Origin of the sequence: Pseudomonas vanderleydeniana (assembly GCF_014268755.2) — a bacterium.
In the GTDB taxonomy this organism is placed as follows: Bacteria; Pseudomonadota; Gammaproteobacteria; order Pseudomonadales; family Pseudomonadaceae; genus Aquipseudomonas; species Aquipseudomonas vanderleydeniana.
On record NZ_CP077093.1, the window covers coordinates 1,720,119 to 1,739,126 of the forward strand.

The 19,008-nt window shown below is 63.3% G+C and carries 16 protein-coding genes; 6 read left to right on the forward strand and 10 right to left on the reverse strand.

Annotated features, from left to right (window positions below; all coding sequences use genetic code 11):
* The first annotated feature begins 16 nt into the window (after nucleotides 1–16).
* From HU752_RS07670 to HU752_RS07685, 4 genes are all read left to right on the forward strand, one after another.
* Complete coding sequence (locus HU752_RS07670; protein ID WP_186688470.1) at nucleotides 17–1,375, forward strand: 3-carboxy-cis,cis-muconate cycloisomerase; 1,359 nt, start codon at nucleotides 17–19, stop codon at nucleotides 1,373–1,375.
* Nucleotides 1,376–1,386: 11 nt separating this feature from the next.
* On the forward strand, nucleotides 1,387–2,181 hold the full coding sequence (gene pcaD / locus HU752_RS07675) for a 3-oxoadipate enol-lactonase (protein WP_186688468.1): 795 nt from the start codon (nucleotides 1,387–1,389) through the stop codon (nucleotides 2,179–2,181).
* Between the two features lie 11 nt (nucleotides 2,182–2,192).
* On the forward strand, nucleotides 2,193–2,585 hold the full coding sequence (gene pcaC / locus HU752_RS07680; RefSeq protein WP_186688466.1) for a 4-carboxymuconolactone decarboxylase: 393 nt from the start codon (nucleotides 2,193–2,195) through the stop codon (nucleotides 2,583–2,585).
* A 267-nt stretch (nucleotides 2,586–2,852) separates the two neighbouring features.
* Nucleotides 2,853–3,752: a polysaccharide deacetylase family protein gene (locus HU752_RS07685; RefSeq protein ID WP_186688464.1), complete on the forward strand. Its 900-nt coding sequence runs from the start codon at nucleotides 2,853–2,855 to the stop codon at nucleotides 3,750–3,752.
* 134 nt (nucleotides 3,753–3,886) lie between these two features.
* Here the strand turns inward: HU752_RS07685 and HU752_RS07690 are convergent, their stop codons facing one another.
* The 4 genes from HU752_RS07690 to HU752_RS07705 all read right to left on the reverse strand — a co-directional run bounded on the left by HU752_RS07690 (nucleotide 3,887) and on the right by HU752_RS07705 (nucleotide 11,212).
* Nucleotides 3,887–5,149 carry an OprD family porin gene (locus HU752_RS07690; protein ID WP_186688462.1) on the reverse strand — a complete coding sequence of 421 codons (1,263 nt, stop codon included), beginning with the start codon at nucleotides 5,147–5,149 and terminating at the stop codon, nucleotides 3,887–3,889.
* Between the two features lie 295 nt (nucleotides 5,150–5,444).
* Nucleotides 5,445–6,896 (reverse strand): AdeC/AdeK/OprM family multidrug efflux complex outer membrane factor, encoded by a 1,452-nt coding sequence (locus HU752_RS07695; RefSeq protein ID WP_186688460.1) that lies wholly within the window; start codon nucleotides 6,894–6,896, stop codon nucleotides 5,445–5,447.
* Nucleotides 6,893–10,045: an efflux RND transporter permease subunit gene (locus HU752_RS07700; RefSeq protein ID WP_186688457.1), complete on the reverse strand. Its 3,153-nt coding sequence runs from the start codon at nucleotides 10,043–10,045 to the stop codon at nucleotides 6,893–6,895. Before HU752_RS07700 ends, HU752_RS07695 begins: the two co-directional genes overlap by 4 nt.
* Nucleotides 10,046–10,048: 3 nt before the next feature.
* Entirely contained in the window at nucleotides 10,049–11,212 is a 1,164-nt protein-coding gene (locus HU752_RS07705) for an efflux RND transporter periplasmic adaptor subunit (protein ID WP_186688454.1), read from the reverse strand.
* A 254-nt stretch (nucleotides 11,213–11,466) separates the two neighbouring features.
* Here HU752_RS07705 and emhR point away from each other — a divergent pair, with 254 nt between their 5' ends.
* Together emhR and HU752_RS07715 are read left to right on the forward strand one after the other, a co-directional pair.
* On the forward strand, nucleotides 11,467–12,099 hold the full coding sequence (emhR, locus tag HU752_RS07710) for an efflux system transcriptional repressor EmhR (RefSeq protein WP_186688451.1): 633 nt from the start codon (nucleotides 11,467–11,469) through the stop codon (nucleotides 12,097–12,099).
* A 162-nt stretch (nucleotides 12,100–12,261) separates the two neighbouring features.
* Complete coding sequence (locus HU752_RS07715) at nucleotides 12,262–13,149, forward strand: DMT family transporter (RefSeq protein WP_186688448.1); 888 nt, start codon at nucleotides 12,262–12,264, stop codon at nucleotides 13,147–13,149.
* A 15-nt stretch (nucleotides 13,150–13,164) separates the two neighbouring features.
* On the opposite strand, the gene HU752_RS07720 is transcribed toward HU752_RS07715, so the two are convergent.
* The 6 genes from HU752_RS07720 to HU752_RS07745 all read right to left on the reverse strand — a co-directional run bounded on the left by HU752_RS07720 (nucleotide 13,165) and on the right by HU752_RS07745 (nucleotide 19,004).
* Nucleotides 13,165–14,028, reverse strand: coding sequence for a hypothetical protein (locus HU752_RS07720; protein ID WP_186688445.1), 864 nt, complete (start codon nucleotides 14,026–14,028; stop codon nucleotides 13,165–13,167).
* A 62-nt stretch (nucleotides 14,029–14,090) separates the two neighbouring features.
* Nucleotides 14,091–14,531, reverse strand: coding sequence for a hypothetical protein (locus tag HU752_RS07725; protein ID WP_186688442.1), 441 nt, complete (start codon nucleotides 14,529–14,531; stop codon nucleotides 14,091–14,093).
* 58 nt (nucleotides 14,532–14,589) lie between these two features.
* Nucleotides 14,590–15,804, reverse strand: coding sequence for an ABC transporter permease (locus tag HU752_RS07730; RefSeq protein WP_186688439.1), 1,215 nt, complete (start codon nucleotides 15,802–15,804; stop codon nucleotides 14,590–14,592).
* Nucleotides 15,805–16,076: 272 nt separating this feature from the next.
* Nucleotides 16,077–16,535, reverse strand: coding sequence for a hypothetical protein (locus HU752_RS07735; RefSeq protein ID WP_186688436.1), 459 nt, complete (start codon nucleotides 16,533–16,535; stop codon nucleotides 16,077–16,079).
* 232 nt (nucleotides 16,536–16,767) lie between these two features.
* Entirely contained in the window at nucleotides 16,768–17,817 is a 1,050-nt protein-coding gene (locus tag HU752_RS07740; protein WP_186688434.1) for an alkene reductase, read from the reverse strand.
* Nucleotides 17,818–17,837: 20 nt separating this feature from the next.
* Nucleotides 17,838–19,004, reverse strand: a complete 1,167-nt coding sequence (locus HU752_RS07745; protein ID WP_186688432.1) for an MFS transporter — start codon at nucleotides 19,002–19,004, stop codon at nucleotides 17,838–17,840.
* Between the last annotated feature and the right edge of the window lie 4 nt (nucleotides 19,005–19,008).

Consider the following 19,008-nt stretch of genomic DNA (forward strand, 5'->3'; position numbering starts at 1 on the left):
TTACCAGGGATTTCCCATGCAACGACCGAGCAATCAACTGTTCGATGCCTATTTTTTCGCCCGCGACATGGCCCAGGTCTTTTCCGACGAGGGCAGGGTCCAGGCGATGCTCGACTTCGAAGCGGCGCTGGCGCGCGCGCAGGCGCGGGTCGGGTTGATTCCCCAGGCGGCCGTCGCGCCGATCGCCGCGGCGTGCCAGGCCGGGCTCTATGATTTCGGCGCACTGGGCGAAGCGATCGCCACGGCCGGCAATTCGGCGATCCCGCTGGTCAAGGCACTGGGCAGACAGATCGCCGCGACCGATGCCGGTGCCGAGCGTTATGTGCATCTTGGCGCCACCAGCCAGGACGTCATGGATTCCGGCCTGGTGCTGCAGTTGCGCAGTGCCTGGCAACTGATCGATGTCGACCTGCAGCGCCTGGGCGATATCCTCGCGACCCAGGCCAAGCGCCATGCGGGCACGCCGCTGGCCGGGCGGACCTGGTTGCAGCAGGCGACGCCGGTCACCCTTGGCATGAAGATCGCCGGCTGGCTGGGGGCGATCACCCGCCATCGCCAGCGCCTGCGTGAACTGCAACCGCGGCTGTTGTGCCTGCAGTTCGGTGGGGCCTCGGGCACCCTGGCGGCCCTCGGCGAGCAGGCCATGCCGGTGGCCGAGGCCCTGGCCGAGGAGCTGCGACTCGGTCTTGCCGAACAACCCTGGCACACCCATCGTGATCGACTGGTGGAGTTCGGTGCCGTACTCGGCCTGATCGCCGGCAGCCTGGGCAAACTGGGGCGCGATATCAGCCTGCTGATGCAGACCGAGGCCGCAGAGGTGTTCGAACCCTCGGCACCGGGCAAGGGGGGCTCCTCGACCATGCCGCACAAGCGCAACCCCGTGGGCGCCGCGGTGCTGATCGGCACCGCGACCCGGGTACCGGGCCTGCTCTCGACCCTGTTCAGTGCCATGCCCCAGGAGCATGAGCGCAGCCTCGGCCTGTGGCACGCCGAATGGGAAACCTTGCCGGAGATCTGCCGATTGGTCTCGGGGGCCCTGCAGCAGGCGTTGATCGTTGCCGAAGGTCTGGAGGTCGATCCGGCGCGAATGCTGAGCAACCTCGACCTGACCCGTGGCCTGTTGCTGGCGGAGGCGGTCAGTATTGTCCTCGCCCAACGCCTGGGCCGCGATACCGCCCACCATCTGCTCGAACAGTGCTGCCAGCGCGCAGTGGCCGAGCAGCGCCACCTGCGGGCGGTGCTAGGCGACGAACCACAAGTGACCGCGCAACTGTCCGCGGACGAACTGGACCACCTGCTCGACCCGGCCCACTACCTGGGCCAGGCCCGTACCTGGGTCGAGCGTGCGGTGGCCGAGCACCTGGCTTTTACCTGAAGGAGATTGTCGTGGCTTTTGTACAACTGGCTGAAGGCGAACTGCACTACCGTCTCGACGGTCCGGAGGACGCGCCGGTGCTGGTGCTCTCCAACTCCCTGGGCACGGATCTCGGTATGTGGGATACCCAGGTTCCGGCGTTCAGCGAACACTTCCGGGTGCTGCGCTACGACACCCGCGGTCACGGCCGTTCGCTGGTGACCGATGGCCCCTACAGCATCGAGCAACTGGGCCAGGACGTACTGGCCCTGCTCGACGCGCTGGATATCGAACGTGCGCATTTCTGCGGGCTGTCCATGGGGGGCCTGATCGGCCAGTGGCTGGGCATCCATGCCGGCCAACGCCTGGACAAGCTGGTGGTGTGCAACACGGCGGCGAAGATCGGCGACCCGGCGATGTGGAACCCACGCATCGAAACGGTATTGCGTGACGGCACGGCGGCCATGGCCGCGCTGCGTGACGGGGCGATCGCCCGCTGGTTCACCCCGGAGTTTTCCGCGGCGCAACCGCAGCAGGTCAAGCCGATCACCGACATGCTCGCCGCCACCTCGCCGTCAGGCTATGCGGCCAACTGCGCGGCCGTGCGCGATGCCGACTTCCGCGAGCAGCTGGACAGGATCCGCGCTCCGTTGCTGGTGATCGCCGGCAGCGAGGATGCGGTGACGCCGCCCAGCGGCAGTCTGTTCATCCAGCGACACGTCAAGGGCGCCGAGTACGCCGAATTCCATGCCGCCCACCTGTCGAACGTACAGGCCGGCGATGCCTTCAGCCAGCGCGTGCTGGACTTCCTGCTGGACCGGATTTGAGGAGAGTGTCCGTGGACGAGAAACAACGTTATGCCGAGGGGATGCAGGTGCGGCGTGCCGTGCTCGGGGATGCCCATGTCGACCGCAGCCTGAACAACCTGACCGAGTTCAACTCGGAGTTCCAGGAGATGATCACCCGCCATGCCTGGGGTGATATCTGGACTCGCCCGGGGTTGCCCCGGCACACGCGCAGCCTGATCACCATCGCCATGCTGATCGGGATGAACCGCAACGAGGAGCTCAAGTTGCACCTGCGGGCCGCGGCCAACAACGGCGTAACCCGCGAAGAGATCAAGGAAGTGCTGATGCAGAGCGCCATCTATTGCGGTATCCCGGCCGCCAATGCGACCTTCCACCTGGCCGAGTCGGTATGGGACGAGCTGGGCGTGGAGTCGCGCCAGTAGGCTTTTGGGCGAGCGCTCCCTCCCTGGGGGCGCACCCTCGTTGCGGGCCCGTTCTCATTTGCCTGAAAAAATCGCCTGCTTCGGAACACTTTGCCCTTGCGCTAATCTGACAGAAACGATGGCCCCTCAGGCGTAACGGCGGAGGGCAGGGAGGTCGCGCCATTCTGTCGGTAAGATGCGCACTCAAGTTTCCATTCCGTTCTGCATGACGATGGCTTGAATACATCTTGGTTCTGCAATTGTTGTGACCTGGACCAGGCCAACCTCATGAAATCGCTTTTGACCTCGCTCCTGGTGCTCGCGCTCGCCACCAGCCTGGCGGCCTGTATCGGCCCGCCGCTGCCCTTGAGTCCGAGCACCGAACAGGCCCTGCGCACGCAGCCGCCGATTCGCTTCCTGCTGACCTTCGATGATGGCCCCAGCGCGTCGAGTTTCTACAATCCGACCGCCTCGGTGCTCGATGACCTGGCCCGCAACCCGATCCAGCCGGGCATCAAGGCACTGTTCTTCGTCCAGACCGGCGCCCCGCGGGCCGGCAACAGTGATATCGGCCGGGCGCTGATGCGGCGAGAACATGCCGAGGGGCATATCCTCGGTTTCCATACCGCGGGCCACTGGCACACCAATCATCGCTCGTTGGACCCGCAGGAACTGGAGCAGTCGCTGAACGATGGCAGTGCCGCCATCGCGGCGATCACCGGTGCGCCGCCGACCCTCCTGCGCCCGCCATTCTGGAACTACGACAAGCGCACCTTCGCCGCCTACCAGCGGCATGGCCTGCATGTGCTGCTGACCGACCTCAGTGCCAACGACGGCAAGGTCTGGGGGATCACCGCGAGCCCGCAACGCCGGGCCAACCTGCTCAAGCACCTGGCCGAAGTCCGCGAGCAGATCGCCCGGGGCGAGATGCCGGTGGTCGACGGGGTGATTCCGGTGGTGGTGACCTTTCACGACCTCAACCGCTACACCGCCCGGCACTTGCAGGAGTACCTGCAGATCCTGATGGATTGCGCGCGGGAGACCGGCGTGCGAACGGCCGAACAGCCGTTCTACACCGACCGTTCGGCCCTGCTGCGTGCCGTACTGGCCCGCACGGTGCCGAGCAGTTCCACGCCGGTGCACCTGCCCGGTTTCTGGGATTGGTGGTGGGACCGCGATTCGCATTGACTAGGCCTGATTGCGATGGCGTTTGATCGTTCCCACGCTCCGCGTGGGAACGCCTCTCTGGACGCTCGGCGTCCGCTCTTGCGACGCGTAGCGTCACGGGCTGCATTCCCACGCGGAGCGTGGGAACGATCAATCTACAGGAGGGAGATCGGGTAGCTGATGATCAGGCGGTTTTCGTCGAACTCGTTGGTGCTGAAGTCCCGGCGCATGCTCGAGTTACGCCAGCGCAGGCTCAGGTCGCGCAAGGTGCCGCTCTGGATGGTGTAGGCCAGTTCCGACTCGCGACCCCATTCCTTGCCGTCGGTGATCGTGCCGACATGCACGTTGCTGCCGCTGATGTAGCGGTTCATCAGGGTCAGCCCCGGAATCCCCAGCGCGGCGAAGTTGTAGTCATGGCGCAACTGCCAGGATTTTTCCTGGGCGTTGTCATAGCTGCTGTTGTAGCTGTCGTTGGCCAGGGTGCCGCCGCTGGTGCCGTTGACCCGCATCCAGGCGCTGTCGCCGGTGAGTTTCTGCAGGCCGACATAGAAGGTGTTGCCGCCGTACCTGGCCGAGAACATCCCCGACCAGGTGCGGTTTTCCAGGTCGCCGGCCAGTGCCTTGCCATCTTCCTTGCCGTAGAAGAACCCGAGGTTGGCGCCCAGGGTCCAGTCACCCAGTGGCTGGCTGTGCACCAGGTTGACGTACTGCTGGCGGTAGATGTCCTTCAGTTGCGCGTTCCAGAGGCCAATCAGGGTGCGCTTGTCGTTGAAGGTGTACTCGCCACCGGCGAAGTTGAAGCGGTCGGAGGTGAAGGCGGTTTTCCCCTGCATGTACATGTCGGTCATGCTTGAGTCGTTGCGCGGGCTGTTCTTCTGGAACTGGCCGCCGTACAGGGTCAGGCCGTCGATTTCCTTCGAGGTGACCTGGCCACCGCGGAAGGTCTGCGGCAGCGAGCGGCCGTCATCGGAACGCAGGATCGGCAGCACCGGCATCCATTCGCCGACCTTCAGCTCGGTCTTGGAGATGCGGGCCTTGAACGCCACGTCCAGGCGACCGAAGTTGTCGGCCGGGCGCCCGTCATGGTCCAGCGGCAGCAGTTGCGTGCCGCCGGTGCCCTTGCCGCCATCGAGTTTCTGGGAAAAGGTGCCGAGCACATCGACGCCAAAGCCGACGGTGCCCTGGGTGAAACCGGACCTGGCATCGAGGATGAAGTTCTGCGTCCATTCCTCGGCCTTGCCTTGGGGGTAGGCCGGGTTGGTGAAGTTGCGGTTGATGTAGAAGTTTCGCAGGTTCAGGTTGGCCTGGGCGTCTTCCACAAAGCCATGTTCCTCGGCCATGGCCGGCAGGGCCGCACCGGCGATGGCGAGGGTCAGCAGGGCACGGGAGGGACGGTTGCTCTTGTTCAGTGGCTTCATGGATCGGTCTCTCTAATTGTTAGGGGTGAGGCAGGGCACAGCCGCAACATGAGGGTTGCAGACGAGGGTGTGTTGTCGGGGCGAGCGTGCGGCGGTGATCAGCCGCTGAGGGCAGGGCGTCGGGGCATGGCGGATGAACCTGTTGTTATTGGTATGGGTCGATGCGCAAGCATGGTGCGGTGGATCGAAGCGCGTATTCAATTGCGGTTTGACGGTTCCGGGCGATTACCGAACGGAACAGTGCGGGCATGAAAAAACCCGCCGAAGGCGGGTTTTTTGTGCAGCACGAACGACGTCAGCCTTTCGGTGGCGTGTCGTCGACCGGGCGGGCCTGGCCGGTCTGCTCGTTCCAGCCACCGCCGAGGGCCTTGTACAGGTTGACCTCGCTGGTGAGCTGCGACAGGCGATCGCTGATCAGCGACTGCTGGGCGCTGAACAACGAGCGCTGGGCATCGAGGAAGGTCAGGTTGCTGTCGACACCGATGCGGTAGCGACGCTCGGCCAGGCGGTAGTAGTCCTGGTTGGCGGCGACCAGGTCGCGCTGGGCCTGCAACTGCTCATTGAAGGTCTGGCGTGCGGCCAGGCCATCGGACACTTCCTTGAAGCCGGTCTGGATCGCCTTCTCGTAGTTGGCGACGCTGATGTCCTTCTGGATCTTGGAATAGTCCAGGCTGGCCCTCAGGCTGCCGGCGTTGAAGATCGGGATGCTGATCTTCGGCGAGAACAGCCAGGTGCCCGAACCGCCCTTGAACAGACCGCCCATGTCCGGGCTCAGGGTACCGGCATTGGCGGTCAGGCTGATGCTCGGGAAGAACGCTGCGCGCGCCGCCCCGATGTTGGCGTTGGCCGCCATCAGCTGGTGCTCGGCACTGAGGATGTCCGGACGCCGCTGCAGCAGTTCCGAAGGCAGGCCAGCCGGCAGGTCGCTGAGCAGCTTGGCCGACAATGGCTGGGCCGCTGGCAGGTTCGCCGGAATGCCGGTGCCCAGCAGTTGGGTCAGGCTGTTCTGGTCTTCGGCGACCTGGCGAGTGAACTGCGCCAGCTTGACGCGTGCACCTTCAACCGAAGTCCGCGACTGGCTCAGGTCCAGGGCCGAGGCCACGCCGACTTCGTTGCTGCGCGAGGTCAACCGGTAGCTTTCCTCGTAGGCTGCCAGGGTTTCCTGGGTCAGCTTGAGCAGTTCCTTGTCGGCCTGCCAGGTCAGGTAGGCGTTGGCGACACTGGCCACCAGGCTGATCTGCGTGGTGCGGCGCGCCTCTTCGCTGGCGAAGTAGGTCTGCAGCGCCTGCTCGCTCAGGCTGCGGATGCGGCCGAACAGGTCCAGTTCATAGGAGCTGACCCCGAGGGTTGCCGAGTACTGGCTGTTGATCGCCGCCTTGCCGGTGGTCGAAGCGTCGGCCGGGACCCGTTGGCGGCTGCCGCTGCCGTCGGCAGTGACGGCCGGGAACAGGTTGGCGCGCTGGATCTGGTACTGGGCACGGTAGGCTTCGATGTTCAGTGCCGCGACCCGCAGGTCGCGGTTGTTTTCCAGGGCCACCTGGATCAACTGCTGCAGCGCCGGGTCGTTGAAGAACTGGCGCCAGCCCTGCTCGGCCGCGGCGACGTTCGCCGCCTGGGCCGGCGAGTAGGCCGGCCCTTGCGGGTACTGCGCCGCTACCGGCGCTTCGGGGCGCTGGTAGTCGGGGATCAGCGAGCAGCCGCTGAGCACGAAGGCCGCGACCGCTACAGAGAGAAGGGACTTGCTCATTGGCCAGCCTCATGGTGTGGAGTTTCAGGGGTTGCGGGTTTCGCGTGCTTCTTCTCGCCGCCAATCGCCGAGACGGCCACGAAGAATAACGGAACCCAGAAAATCGCCAAGATGGTTGCGCTGATCATACCGCCAACCACCACGGTACCGATGGCGTGCTGACTGCCGGAGCCGGCGCCGGTGGAGATTGCCAGCGGAACCACGCCGAGGATGAACGCCAGCGAGGTCATGATGATCGGACGCAGACGCATGCGGCAGGCCTCGATCGCCGCATCGCGCAGGCTCTTGCCGTGTTCGTGCAGTTCCTTGGCGAATTCCACGATCAGGATGGCGTTCTTCGCCGCCAGGCCGATGGTGGTCAACAGGCCCACGAGGAAGTACACGTCGTTGGACAGGCCACGCAGGGTGGTCGCCAGCAGTGCACCGATGATCCCCAGCGGCACGACCAGTACCACCGCGATCGGGATCGACCAGCTTTCGTACAGCGCCGCCAGGCACAGGAACACCATCAGCAGCGAGAGGGCGAACAGCGCCGGCGCCTGGGAGCCGGACAGGCGTTCTTCATACGACAGGCCGGTCCAGGAAATACCGACACCCGCCGGCAGCTTCTTGGCCAGGGCCTCGACTTCCGCCATGGCCTCACCGGTGGTGTGGCCTGGAGCCGGGGCACCGAGGATCTCCATCGCTTCGACGCCGTTGTAGCGTGCGAGCTTCGGCGAACCGTAGACCCACTCGCCCTTGGCGAACGCCGAGAACGGAACCATGGTGCCGCTGCTGCTGCGCACGTACCACTTCTGCAGGTCTTCCGGGCTCATCCGCGCGGCGGACTTGCCCTGGATGTAGACCTTCTTCACCCGGCCGCGGTCGATGAAGTCGTTGACATAACTACCGCCCAACGCAATCGACAGGCTGTTGTTGATGTCCGACAGGCTCACGCCCAGCGCGCTTGCACGCTCATCGTCGATGCTCAGCTGGTATTGCGGTTCATCGTTCAGGCCGTTGGGGCGGACCGCCGCCAGGACCTTGCTCTGTGCCGCCATGCCGAGGAACTGGTTGCGCGCTTCCATCAGCTTCTCGTGGCCGATACCGGCACGGTCCTGCAGGTACACGTCGAAACCGGTGGCGTTACCCAGTTCCAGTACTGCCGGTGGAGCGAAGGCGAACACCATCGCGTCACGGAAGCTGAAGAAGTGCGCCTGGGCCCGTTCGGCCAGCTTGAACACGCTGTTGTCGGCGTTACGCTGGTCCCATGGCTTGAGCATGATGAAGGCCATGCCCGAGCTCTGGCCACGACCGGCGAAGTTGAAGCCGGTCACGGTGAACACCGAGTTCACGGCTGCCGATTCGTCCTTGAGCAGGTAGGCGCGCATCTTGTCGACCACCGCCTGGGTCCGCTCGGCACTGGAGCCGGCCGGGGTCTGGACCTGGGCGAAGAGTACGCCCTGGTCTTCCTCGGGCAGGAACGAGCTGGGGATACGGGCGAACAGCCAGATCATGCCGACCACGATCAGCGCATAGGCCAACAGGTACGGCAGCTTGTGCGCCAGGATATTGCCGACGCTGCTTTCGTAGGCGCGGACGCTGCGATCGAAGTTGCGGTTGAACCAGCCGAAGAACCCACGTTTCGGCGTGCCGTGCTCGCCATGGGGAATGGCCTTGAGCATGGTGGCGCACAGCGCCGGGGTGAAGATCAGCGCCACCAGCACCGACAGGCCCATGGCCGAGACAATGGTGATGGAGAACTGGCGGTAGATCACACCGGTGGAGCCGCCGAAGAACGCCATCGGCAACAGTACCGCCGAGAGCACCATGGCGATACCGACCAGGGCGCCCTGGATCTGGCTCATGGACTTCTTGGTCGCTTCCTTGGGCGACAGGCCTTCCTCGCTCATGACCCGTTCGACGTTCTCCACCACGACGATGGCGTCGTCCACCAGCAGGCCGATGGCCAGGACCATGCCGAACATGGTCAGGGTGTTGATGCTGAAGCCGGCCGCCGCGAGGATGCCGAAGGTACCCAGCAGTACCACCGGTACGGTCATGGTGGTGATGATGGTGGCGCGGAAGTTCTGCAGGAACAGGAACATCACCAGGAACACCAGCACGATCGCTTCCATCAGGGTTTCAACCACACCCTTGATCGACTCGGTCACCACCGGGGTGGTGTCGTACGGGAATACCACCTGCATGCCAGGCGGGAAGAACGGCTGCAGGTCGTTGATGGTCTTGCGCAGTGCCTTGGCGGTGTCCAGGGCGTTCGCGCCGTTGGCCAGCTTGACCGCCAGGCCCGAGGCCGGGTTGCCGTTGTACTGGGCCGCGATGCTGTAGTTCTCACCCCCCAGGCCGACGTCGGCGACATCGCCCAGGCGCACCTGCGAGCCGTCCTTGTTGACCTTGAGCAGGATGTTCTTGAACTGCTCGGCGGTCTGCAGGCGGGTCTTGCCGATGATGGTGGCGTTCAGTTGCTGGCCAGGCAAGGCCGGCAGGCCACCCAACTGGCCGGAGGACACCTGGACGTTCTGTGCGGCCACGGCGGTCTTCACGTCCACCGGGGTCAGCTGGTAGTTGTTCAGCTTGGCCGGGTCGAGCCAGATCCGCATCGCGTACTGGGCACCGAACACCTGGAAGTCACCGACACCCGCGGTCCGCGAGATCGGGTCCTGCATGTTGGAGACGATGTAGTTCGACAGGTCGTCCTTGGTCATGCTGCCGTCGGTCGACACCACGCCGATCACCATCAGGAAGTTCTTCACCGCCTTGGTGACGCGGATACCCTGCTGTTGCACTTCCTGCGGCAGCAGGGGAGTCGCCAGGTTCAGCTTGTTCTGGACCTGGACCTGGGCGGTGTCGGAACTGGTGCCCTGCTCGAAGGTGGCGGTGATGGTCATGCTGCCGTCGGAGTTACTTTCCGACGAGACATAACGCAGGTTGTCGATACCGTTGAGCTGCTGTTCGATCACCTGGACCACGGTGTCCTGCACGGTCTGCGCCGAGGCACCCGGGTAGGTCACGGAAATGGCGATGGCCGGTGGCGCGATTGCCGGGTACTGGTTGATCGGCAACTTGAGGATCGAGAGCGCGCCGACCAGCATGATCACCAGGGCGATCACCCAGGCGAAGATCGGGCGGTCGATAAAGAATTTCGACATGGTTTACTCCCCTTTGCTGCCTGCGGCTTTGTCGGTTGCCGGGGCAGGGGCCGGGTTGGCGGTTTTGACGTTGGTGGCTTCGCTGGCCTTGACCTCGACGCCTGGACGCACGAACTGCAGGCCTTCGGTGATCACGCGATCGCCCGACTTCAGGCCGTCCTCGACCAGCCACTGGCTGCCCTGGGTACGGCTGGCCTTGAGCTGGCGCAGTTCGACCTTGTTGTCCGGGCCGACGACCAGGGCGGTCGGAGTACCCTTGAGGTCACGGGTCACGCCTTGCTGCGGTACGAGGATCGCCGCGCTGTTGACGCCGGACTGCAACTGGGCATGGACGAACATGCCAGGCAGCAGCGAGTGGTCAGGGTTCGGGAACACCGCGCGCAGGGTCACGGAACCGGTGGTTTCATCCACGGTGACTTCCGAGAATTCCAGCTTGCCCGACTGGGCGTAGGTGCTGCCGTCTTCCAGGGTCAGCTTGACCATGGCCGCGTTGTCGCCGGCCTTCTGCAGGCGGCCGCTTTCCAGCTCGCGACGCAGCTTCAGCAGGTCGGCGGTGGATTGCGTGATATCGACGTAGATCGGGTCCAGCTGGGTGATCGTCGCCATGGCATCGGCCTGGCCGGTGCTGACCAGCGCGCCCTCGGTCACCGAGGAACGGCCGATACGGCCGGACAGCGGCGCGAGGACCTTGGTGTAGCGTACGTTGATCTGGGCGCTTTGCAGGGCCGCTTCCGATTGCAGGCGGTTGGCGACGGCGGTGTCGTATTCCTGACGGCTGACAGCCTGCTCGTTCACCAGTTGCTTGTAGCGGTCGGCGATCGACTTGGTCGATTGCAGGTTGGCCTCGGCGCTTTTCAGGGTCGCTTCATAGACCGATGGGTCGATCTGATAGAGCTGCTGGCCGGCCTTGACGTCGCCGCCTTCCTTGAACAGGCGCTTGAGGATGATGCCATTGACCTGTGGCCGGACCTCGGCGATGCGATAGGCCGTGGTGCGCCCTGGCAGCTCGGAGGTCAGGGTGAACGGTTGGGCTTGCAGGGTCACGACGCCGACCTGAGGGGCGGGGGCGGCCGCGGGCGCGGCCTCTTCCTTTTTATTGCATCCGCTGAGCAGCGATGCCAGGGCGACGGCGGTGACCAGAGCGGTAACAGCTGGCTTGAGTTGCATGAAGATCCTCGGGTCAGGCGCGCGTGAAGCGCACAAGAAGGGTGGAAGGGTATGAAGGGTGATCCGGCTGGATAAATAGGGTGCTAATGAATATACTTACATTCACGGTTGTTTGTAAAGGCTTGAACTTTTGCCCAAAGTCGTTACAAAGCATGGAATTCATCTCGGGAAAAGGCACAAAAATCGCCGCCCGTCGTTAAGCCCGGATTAAGCCCAGGGGGAGTCCGCGGCACCCTGATCGAGGTTTTACTGCCATGGTTCGTCGTACCAAAGAAGAAGCTCAGGAAACCCGCAGGCAGATACTCGAGGCGGCCGAAAAGGCCTTCTACGAGCGCGGCGTGGCGCGCACCACCCTGGCCGATATCGCGACCCTGGCGGGTGTCACCCGCGGTGCCATCTACTGGCATTTCAGCAACAAGGCCGACCTGGTGCAGGCGATGCTCGATTCGCTGCGCGAGCCGCTGGACGACATGGCCAAGGCCAGCGAGGACCAGGACGAGCCCGACCCGTTGGGCTGCATGCGTCAGTTGCTGATTCATTTGTTTCAGCAGATTGCTCTTGACCCGAAAGTTCGGCGCATTAATGAAATTTTGTTTCATAAGTGCGAGTTCACCGATGAAATGTGTGACCTGCGCCGCCAGCGCCGTGCCGTCAGCCTGGACTGCAACGCGCACATCGAACTGGCCTTGCGTAATGCGGTGAACCGAGGGCAGCTTCCCGAGACTCTCGATACGGCCCGCGCCGCCATCAGTCTCCATGCCTGGATCGATGGCGTTCTCTATCAATGGCTGTTGGCGCCGGACAGCTTCGACCTGAACAAGGATGCCGAGCGCTGGGTCGATACCGGGCTGGACATGCTGCGCTTGAGCCCCAGCCTGCGCAATTGAGTCAAAATGCGTAATTGAGTCTAGTTGTGTCAATATTCCCTGCCAGTCACATCGGCCTGGCGGTGCGTGCCTCGACAGCGGGCAACATTTATATACCTGTACGGCGCATCTTGGTAGTTAGTGTGCTAAGTATTTTGTAGTGAATTTGTTGCGAGCCTGTGAATGAATGTACCCAACCTGCTGCACAAGGGCGCCGAGCAGCCGCTCAAGGGCATTGCACTGATCTGTGGGGCGGTACTGCTGTTCGCCAGCCACGATGCGTTGTCCAAGTACCTTTCCGGGTTCTATCCGATCGTGATGGTGGTCTGGGCCCGTTACGTGGTCCATACCTTGCTGATGCTGGTGGTGTTCGTGCCTCGCAGCGGCTTCTCCGCGGTGGTCCGCACCCGGCGTCCGGGGCTGCAACTGTTGCGTGCGCTGTGCCTGATCGGTACCAGCCTGTTTTTCACCACCGGCCTGCGCTACATCCCCCTGGCGGAAGCCACCTCGGTCAACTTCCTGGCGCCGCTATTGGTGACGGCCCTGTCGGTTCCGCTGCTGGGCGAGCGAGTGAGCCGTGGCCAGTGGGCGGCGGTCATTGCCGGTTTCGTCGGGGTGCTGATCATCATTCGCCCGGGCAGTGCGCTGTTCACCCCGGCGATCCTGCTGCCGCTCTGCTCGGCGTTGTGCTTCGGTTTCTACCAATTGCTGACCCGCATGCTCAGTGGCGTCGACAGCCCGACCACCAGCAACTTCCTCACCGGCATCCTCAACAGCCTGATCATGACCGCGATGCTGCCGTTCTTCTGGAGCGCGCCGACCCTGGTCCATGGGCTGTTCATGATCGGCCTGGGCACCTGCGGCATGCTCGGCCACCTGCTGCTGACCCAGGCGTTCCGGCATGCGCCACCGGCGATGCTGGCGCCGTTCAGCTACGGGCAGATTCTTTTCGCCGGCATGTATGGCTACCTGGTCTTCGACCACATGCCGGACATGTTTGCGGTGATCGGCATTGCCGTAATCTGCCTGAGCGGACTGCTGGTGGCCTGGGGGCAGCGCAGGCGCGCTTGACCCCAGGGGCGGCCGTCAGCCGTTGCGATTGCCGCTGAGGAACGCGGCGAGTGATGATTGCCAGCCGCCGTTGCGCATCATCTGCAGCAGGACCCTGTGCCAGACGTCTTTCACAGTATCGGTGGTTTTTGCGCCAGATTCGGCGGAGGGCGTGGTGCCGTTCTCGGCGCTGGAGGCCTGCTGCTTTTTGGCCATGCGTTCCAGTACCGTTGGGTTGAGAATTTCCTTGGACTTATGCTCGATGTATCCCGGCTTGCTTTCGTAGGTTTGGAATTGGGACGATAGTTTCACGTCTGGATCACCAGTACTGGAGAAGCGGGTAATGACTTTTTCCAAAAAGTCGAAATCGAAGAGGTGGTGAGCACCAAAGCCGGGATCCATCATGTAGCGAATGAAGTCCTGATCTAGGGCGCTGCCTTTTATGGCTTCGCCCTTGAGAATTCGCTCGGCTGTTGCCGCGTCCTTGTCGAAGAAGCTGTAACTCAGCCGATGTCCTTCATTATCGTAATTATGACCGCAGTTCAAGTTGTGCAGCATGGTGCCATTTTGAAACTGGCGATAGCTCGCCAGATCCCTGGCCAGGCCTGTGACGTATCTGGGGGATGCCCCCTGTTCCTGGGCAAATTCGTAAATACGTGCCAATAGATCTCTGTCTGCTTGGGTTAGGTAATATTTCTCGCATTTTGTTGAGTCAAGAATTGTTTCAAATCGAGGGTTCGGCTCTCCTCCATACATGTGAGTGATTAGTAGTGCGTAGCCACTAATTGAAACCGATGACGGTTCGGTGGCGACTGTGGAAGTTCTTTCTAGTGTATTTTTGGATGGGGTGGCTGTTTGTGGTGTGTAGTTGTATGAGTTGCTTGTTTGAGTGATTTTCATCTTGTTGACCTTATGGCCGTGTGGAGGCTCCGCCAGCCTGTTTCTGCTGGCGGAGGAGCTCGTTACTGGTAGCTGTATTCAAAGGTGATGCTGTCTTCCCCTGCGGGGTGAGCCGGTTTTTTCAGATCGTCCGTCAGATGGGTGAGATGGACTTTTGCTCCATGTCCAAAGCGTTTTTGGTTGAAAAGAGTGGTGGTGCCTGTCGAGTTCGGGGTGATGAATTGACAGTCGACTTCGGCATTGGAGTAAGGCTCGAAGTAGCAGAGCTTCACCCTCTCGTTTATCGCGTCAGGAAAGAATGTCGTGTTCCAGCGAAGTCCTTTCAGCTTCATCTGGACGTTGGTCGGGTGGGTGAAGTCGGCGAGTAGCGTTCGATGTATTGAAGTCGCTGTGCTTATATAGCTGAAGAAGCTGGGTGGCTTTTGCGACTTGGTAATGCTGGCATCCGCTGCGAAAGTTTGAGTGCTGGCCAGAATCAAGGCGAGCGAAAGTATCTTTTTCATGATGATGTTCCTGAAAAATGAGTAGGTATTTAGGTTTTAAATGTGATGCCGGTATTAGTTACTCATAGGCAGTCTCCCGTAGTGCTTCCATGGGTTGCAGGCGGGAGGCCTTGAGGGCCGGATGCAGGCCGAAGAACACACCGGTCAACAGGGAACTGCCGGTACCGAGCAGCAGGGGCGTCAGGCTCAGGCGTAGGGGCCAACCGGCGAAATGGCTGAAGAGCAGCGCGGCGAGGCTGCCCAGCAGCGCCCCGAGGAGGACGCCGGGTAGCGACAGGCACAGCGTCTCGCAGAGGAAGGCATTGCGGATGTCCCGAGGGCGCGCGCCGAGCGCCAGGCGCAGGCCGATCTCTCGGCGTCGCTCGGCCAGGTTCATCAGCATCACGTTCATTACGCCGACGCCCGATACCAGCAGGACGATGCCGCCCAGGCCGGCCAGCAAGCGGGAGAAGGTCGCGGCCTGGCGTTTCAGGCCGTCGAGCAACTGCCGTGGAATTCGCACCTCGGCCTTCTGGCCGTGGAGCAGCGCTGGCAGGTGACGCTTCAAGTCTTGTGCCGTCAGTTCCGGATCGGCTTGCGTGGCGATCCGGATGATCAGGCTGTCGATCCTGGGTTCCGGGAACAGGCGTCGCAGCCCCTCCAGGGGGACCATTATCGAGTAGTCGATGTCCACGGGGAGCAACGGGTTGCCGGGTTGCCCTGCGACGATACCGATGACGTTGAACAGGTAGCCCTCGATGGGCAGCCGGTCACCCGGTTGCAGCGGTCGGCCTCGCACCGAGAGTTGCTGCGCAACCTGCGCGCCGACCACGGCGAATGTTTGCCGGCGGTCGAATACTGTCAGGAAACGCCCCCTTCGCAGCTTCAGGCCGAGCGCGTTCGCCAGCTCGCTGGAGGTGCCGAGCAGGGCGGCGTCGACCTCGATCGCCGATTGCCTGAAGCGGATCGAATGCAGGCTGACGGGCGCGATATCGATCAGCTGTGGGACGACATGGCGCAAGACATCTGGATCAAGGGTCACGGGAGGGGGGAGAGTGCTTCTACGATCAGGCGCAAGCCTCACCACCAGCATGTCGGTGCCCATGGACTGGAACGAGCGCAGGGCTTCGGCTTCCGCGCTGCTGCCGATGTTCAACAAGGCGATGACCGAACCGCTACCGATAGCCAGCCCCAGCAGGCTGAGCCCGGCTCGTCGACCCGCCAGCCGCAGGTTGTCGATGGCCTCGGCCAGCACCTGTTTCGGTAGCGGGCCGTAGTGCTCGGGGAAGGTCATGCCACTCCCCGCCCAGCCAGCCACATGCCGACCGTTTCGGCAGCGTCGATGTGCGGTTGGTGCTGATGTTGCCAGGGCAGCCATTCAGCTTGCCGCTGAGGCTTGGGTACCATGCTGCGGTCCTCCCGTCGGGCCGATCACTGCATCGCGCAGATGCTTCAAGAATCGGCCGCTGGAAGGGGGACTAAATAGGAATGGTTTCCGTTTGTTGTGTAGGATTTTTCCATTGCTGACAGCGTTTTGAGTGACGCTGACAGGTCCGACGAAGGGGCTCAGCCCATGCTGAATTTCACGCTATAGCTGTAGGGCGGTGCCTTGAGGGTCTTGCTCAGGCGCGCCTTGCAGGAGGCCGTGCGTTCGCCGATCGATTCGGCCTGGCGGGACCAGACCGGCAGGTAGCTGGTGTGTTCCGAGTCGGTGAAGCGCTGTTTCAGCGAATGCTGGGCGACGAACCGGCATTTGCGCGGTCCCGAGCCGTAGATGAACCAGGCCCGTTGTCCCTCCAGGTGCAGCTCCCGACGCTCGCCGCTGGCAATCGAAAAGCTCGAGACCGGGGCGCCCTGCAGGTCCAGGCCGGTTCCCAGCAGTTCGAGCGGTTGCGGCGATTCGTTGCTGATCTCCACGGTGAGGGTGGCGAGGGCTTGAGGGGCCGAGGCGTAGGCGGCGAATGAGAGCAGGCCGCAGAGGGCTGCGCAGGATAGGGCTACGCCCAGGAATTGGCTGAGGTACATGTTAAGTCCTTTTAGTTGGGTCCGGATGGTGGCGCCAGTCCATGACGTCACGCGCTTTCCCGTGCCTGGGGCGCGCCAGACAAGTATGGGGATCAATGCAAAAAATGCTTGGAGTAAACCACTCGCTATTTTGTGAGTGTTTTCCCATGTTCAGGTCGGGGCATTCGGCTACAACGAAAAGGCCCCGGCTCTTTCGAACCGGGGCCTGCACGTACTGCTGAAGTTTCTGCGTTTACAGGGTCGGGTAGTCGATGTAGCCGACCGGGCCCTTGCCGTAGAAGGTTTCAGGGTGTGCCGCGTTCAGTTCGGCGTCGGCCTTCAGGCGCGCTGGCAGGTCCGGGTTGGCGATGAACGGTACACCGAACGCCACTGCGTCGGCCTTGCCCTCGGCCAGCCAGGCATTGGCACTGTCCTTGGTGAAGCGCTCGTTGGCGATGTAGGGGCCGCCGAACGCTTCTTTCAAGCGTGGGCCAAGGCTGTCGTCGGCCTCTTTCTCCCGCGAGCAGATGAACGCGATGCCACGCTTGCCCAGCTCGCGGGCGACGTAGGTGAAGGTTTCCGCCAGGTTGTCGTCGCCCATGTCATGGGAGTCGGCACGCGGAGCCAGGTGGACACCGACGCGGCCGGCGCCCCAGATTTCCACCACGGCGTCGGTGACTTCGAGCAGCAGGCGAGCGCGGTTTTCCAGGGAACCACCGTAGTTGTCGGTGCGCTGGTTGGTGCTGCTCTGCAGGAACTGGTCGAGCAGGTAGCCGTTCGCCGCGTGGACTTCAACGCCGTCGAAACCGGCGGCCTTGGCGTTCTCCGCACCGACCCGGTAGGCCTCGACGATGTCGGCGATCTCGGCGGTTTCCAGGGCTCGCGGGGTCGGGTAGTCCGCTTGCGGGCGGACCAGGCTCACATGGCCCTTGGGCTGGATGGCGCTCGGTGCGACCGGCAGTTCGCCGTTCAGGTACGACGGGTGCGAGATCCGGCCGACGTGCCACAGTTGCAGGAAGATCCGGCCGCCGGCGGCGTGCAGGGCTTTGGTGACATTGGACCAGCCACGGACCTGGTCGTTGGACCAGATGCCGGGGGTGTCGGGGTAGCCGACACCCATTGGCGTGACCGAGGTCGCCTCGCTGAGGATCAGCCCGGCAGAGGCGCGCTGCACGTAGTACTCGGCCATCAGCGCGTTCGGTACGCGGCCTTCATCGGCGCGGCAGCGGGTCAGCGGTGCCATGACGATACGGTTCGGCAGTTCGAGGTCGCCCAGTTTGATCGGATCGAAAATAGTTGCCATGTGTACAACCCTCTTGATGATTAGTTGCTAACGGGAGCCAGCCCGGCGTTGTCGTTCTGGCGAAAGGTGATCAGGGTAACCAGCAGTGCGAGCACCGCCAGTGCGCCGGCGGCCAGGGGCACGCTGGTGAGGCCCAGGCCATGGGCGATGACGCTACCGCCGACCCAGGCCCCTAAGGCGTTGCCGACGTTGAAGGCGCCGATGTTCAGGGTCGAGACCAGGTTGGGTGCGGCCTGGCCGTAGGTCACCACGTTGATCTGCAGGGCCGGGACGGCGGCGAAGCAGGCGGTGGCCCAGAGGAACAGGGTGATCTCGGCGGGGATGACCAGCACGCTGCTCCAGGTCAGCACGGTCGCCAGCACGGCCATGGCAATGAATACGCCGATCAGCGTCGCGGCCAGGTTGCGGTCCGCCAGCTTGCCGCCAATGATGTTGCCGACGGTCAGGCCCAGGCCCATCAGCACGAGGGTCCAGGTCACGCCCCGTGGCGAAACGCCGGTGACTTCGCCGAGCAGCGGCGCGATGTAGGTGAACAGGGCGAACACGGCGGCGGAGAACAGCGCCGTCATGCTCAGCGACAGCCACAGGCCGGCGCCCTTGAGTGCGCCAAGTTCGGCGCGCATGTCGAGTTTTTCCTCGTCGTGCCTGACCGGCAGGAAGCGGACCAGGCCGATCAGCGCGATCACGCCGATGACGGTCACCGCCCAGAAGGTCGAGCGCCAGCCGGCCTGTTGGCCCAGGGCGGTACCCAGCGGCACGCCGAGTACGTTGGCCAGGGTCAGGCCGGTGAACATCAGGGCCACGGCCGAGGCGCGCTTGTCCGGTGCCACCAGGTTGGCCGCCACGACCGAGCCGATGCCGAAGAAGGCACCGTGGCACAGGGCGGTGATGATCCGCGCCAGCATCAGCACGTTGTAGTCGCTGGCGACGGCACACAGCAGGTTGCCGACAATGAAAATGCCCATCAGCACCACCAGGGCCGCCTTGCGTGGCAGCCGCGAAGTGGCCATGGCCATGAAGGGTGCACCGATCGCCACGCCCAGGGCGTAGCCAGTCACCAGCCAGCCGGCACCGGGGATCGAGACGCCGAGGTCGGTCGCCACATCGGGCAGCAGGCCCATGATGACGAACTCGGTGGTGCCGATGGCAAAGGCGCTCAGGGCCAGGATGAGTAGTGGGAGGGGCATCGTC

What these genes read in the sequence shown, in the direction of transcription:
- HU752_RS07670 (WP_186688470.1), top strand. Translation starts at nt 17, where the DNA reads ATGCAACGACCGAGCAATCAACTGTTCGATGCCTATTTTTTCGCCCGC.
- HU752_RS07685 (WP_186688464.1), top strand. Translation starts at nt 2,853, where the DNA reads ATGAAATCGCTTTTGACCTCGCTCCTGGTGCTCGCGCTCGCCACCAGC.
- HU752_RS07690 (WP_186688462.1), bottom strand. Translation starts at nt 5,149, where the DNA reads ATGAAGCCACTGAACAAGAGCAACCGTCCCTCCCGTGCCCTGCTGACC.
- HU752_RS07695 (WP_186688460.1), bottom strand. Translation starts at nt 6,896, where the DNA reads ATGAGCAAGTCCCTTCTCTCTGTAGCGGTCGCGGCCTTCGTGCTCAGC.
- HU752_RS07700 (WP_186688457.1), bottom strand. Translation starts at nt 10,045, where the DNA reads ATGTCGAAATTCTTTATCGACCGCCCGATCTTCGCCTGGGTGATCGCC.
- HU752_RS07705 (WP_186688454.1), bottom strand. Translation starts at nt 11,212, where the DNA reads ATGCAACTCAAGCCAGCTGTTACCGCTCTGGTCACCGCCGTCGCCCTG.
- emhR (WP_186688451.1), top strand. Translation starts at nt 11,467, where the DNA reads ATGGTTCGTCGTACCAAAGAAGAAGCTCAGGAAACCCGCAGGCAGATA.
- HU752_RS07715 (WP_186688448.1), top strand. Translation starts at nt 12,262, where the DNA reads ATGAATGTACCCAACCTGCTGCACAAGGGCGCCGAGCAGCCGCTCAAG.
- HU752_RS07720 (WP_186688445.1), bottom strand. Translation starts at nt 14,028, where the DNA reads ATGAAAATCACTCAAACAAGCAACTCATACAACTACACACCACAAACA.
- HU752_RS07725 (WP_186688442.1), bottom strand. Translation starts at nt 14,531, where the DNA reads ATGAAAAAGATACTTTCGCTCGCCTTGATTCTGGCCAGCACTCAAACT.
- HU752_RS07730 (WP_186688439.1), bottom strand. Translation starts at nt 15,804, where the DNA reads ATGACCTTCCCCGAGCACTACGGCCCGCTACCGAAACAGGTGCTGGCC.
- HU752_RS07735 (WP_186688436.1), bottom strand. Translation starts at nt 16,535, where the DNA reads ATGTACCTCAGCCAATTCCTGGGCGTAGCCCTATCCTGCGCAGCCCTC.
- HU752_RS07740 (WP_186688434.1), bottom strand. Translation starts at nt 17,817, where the DNA reads ATGGCAACTATTTTCGATCCGATCAAACTGGGCGACCTCGAACTGCCG.
- HU752_RS07745 (WP_186688432.1), bottom strand. Translation starts at nt 19,004, where the DNA reads ATGCCCCTCCCACTACTCATCCTGGCCCTGAGCGCCTTTGCCATCGGC.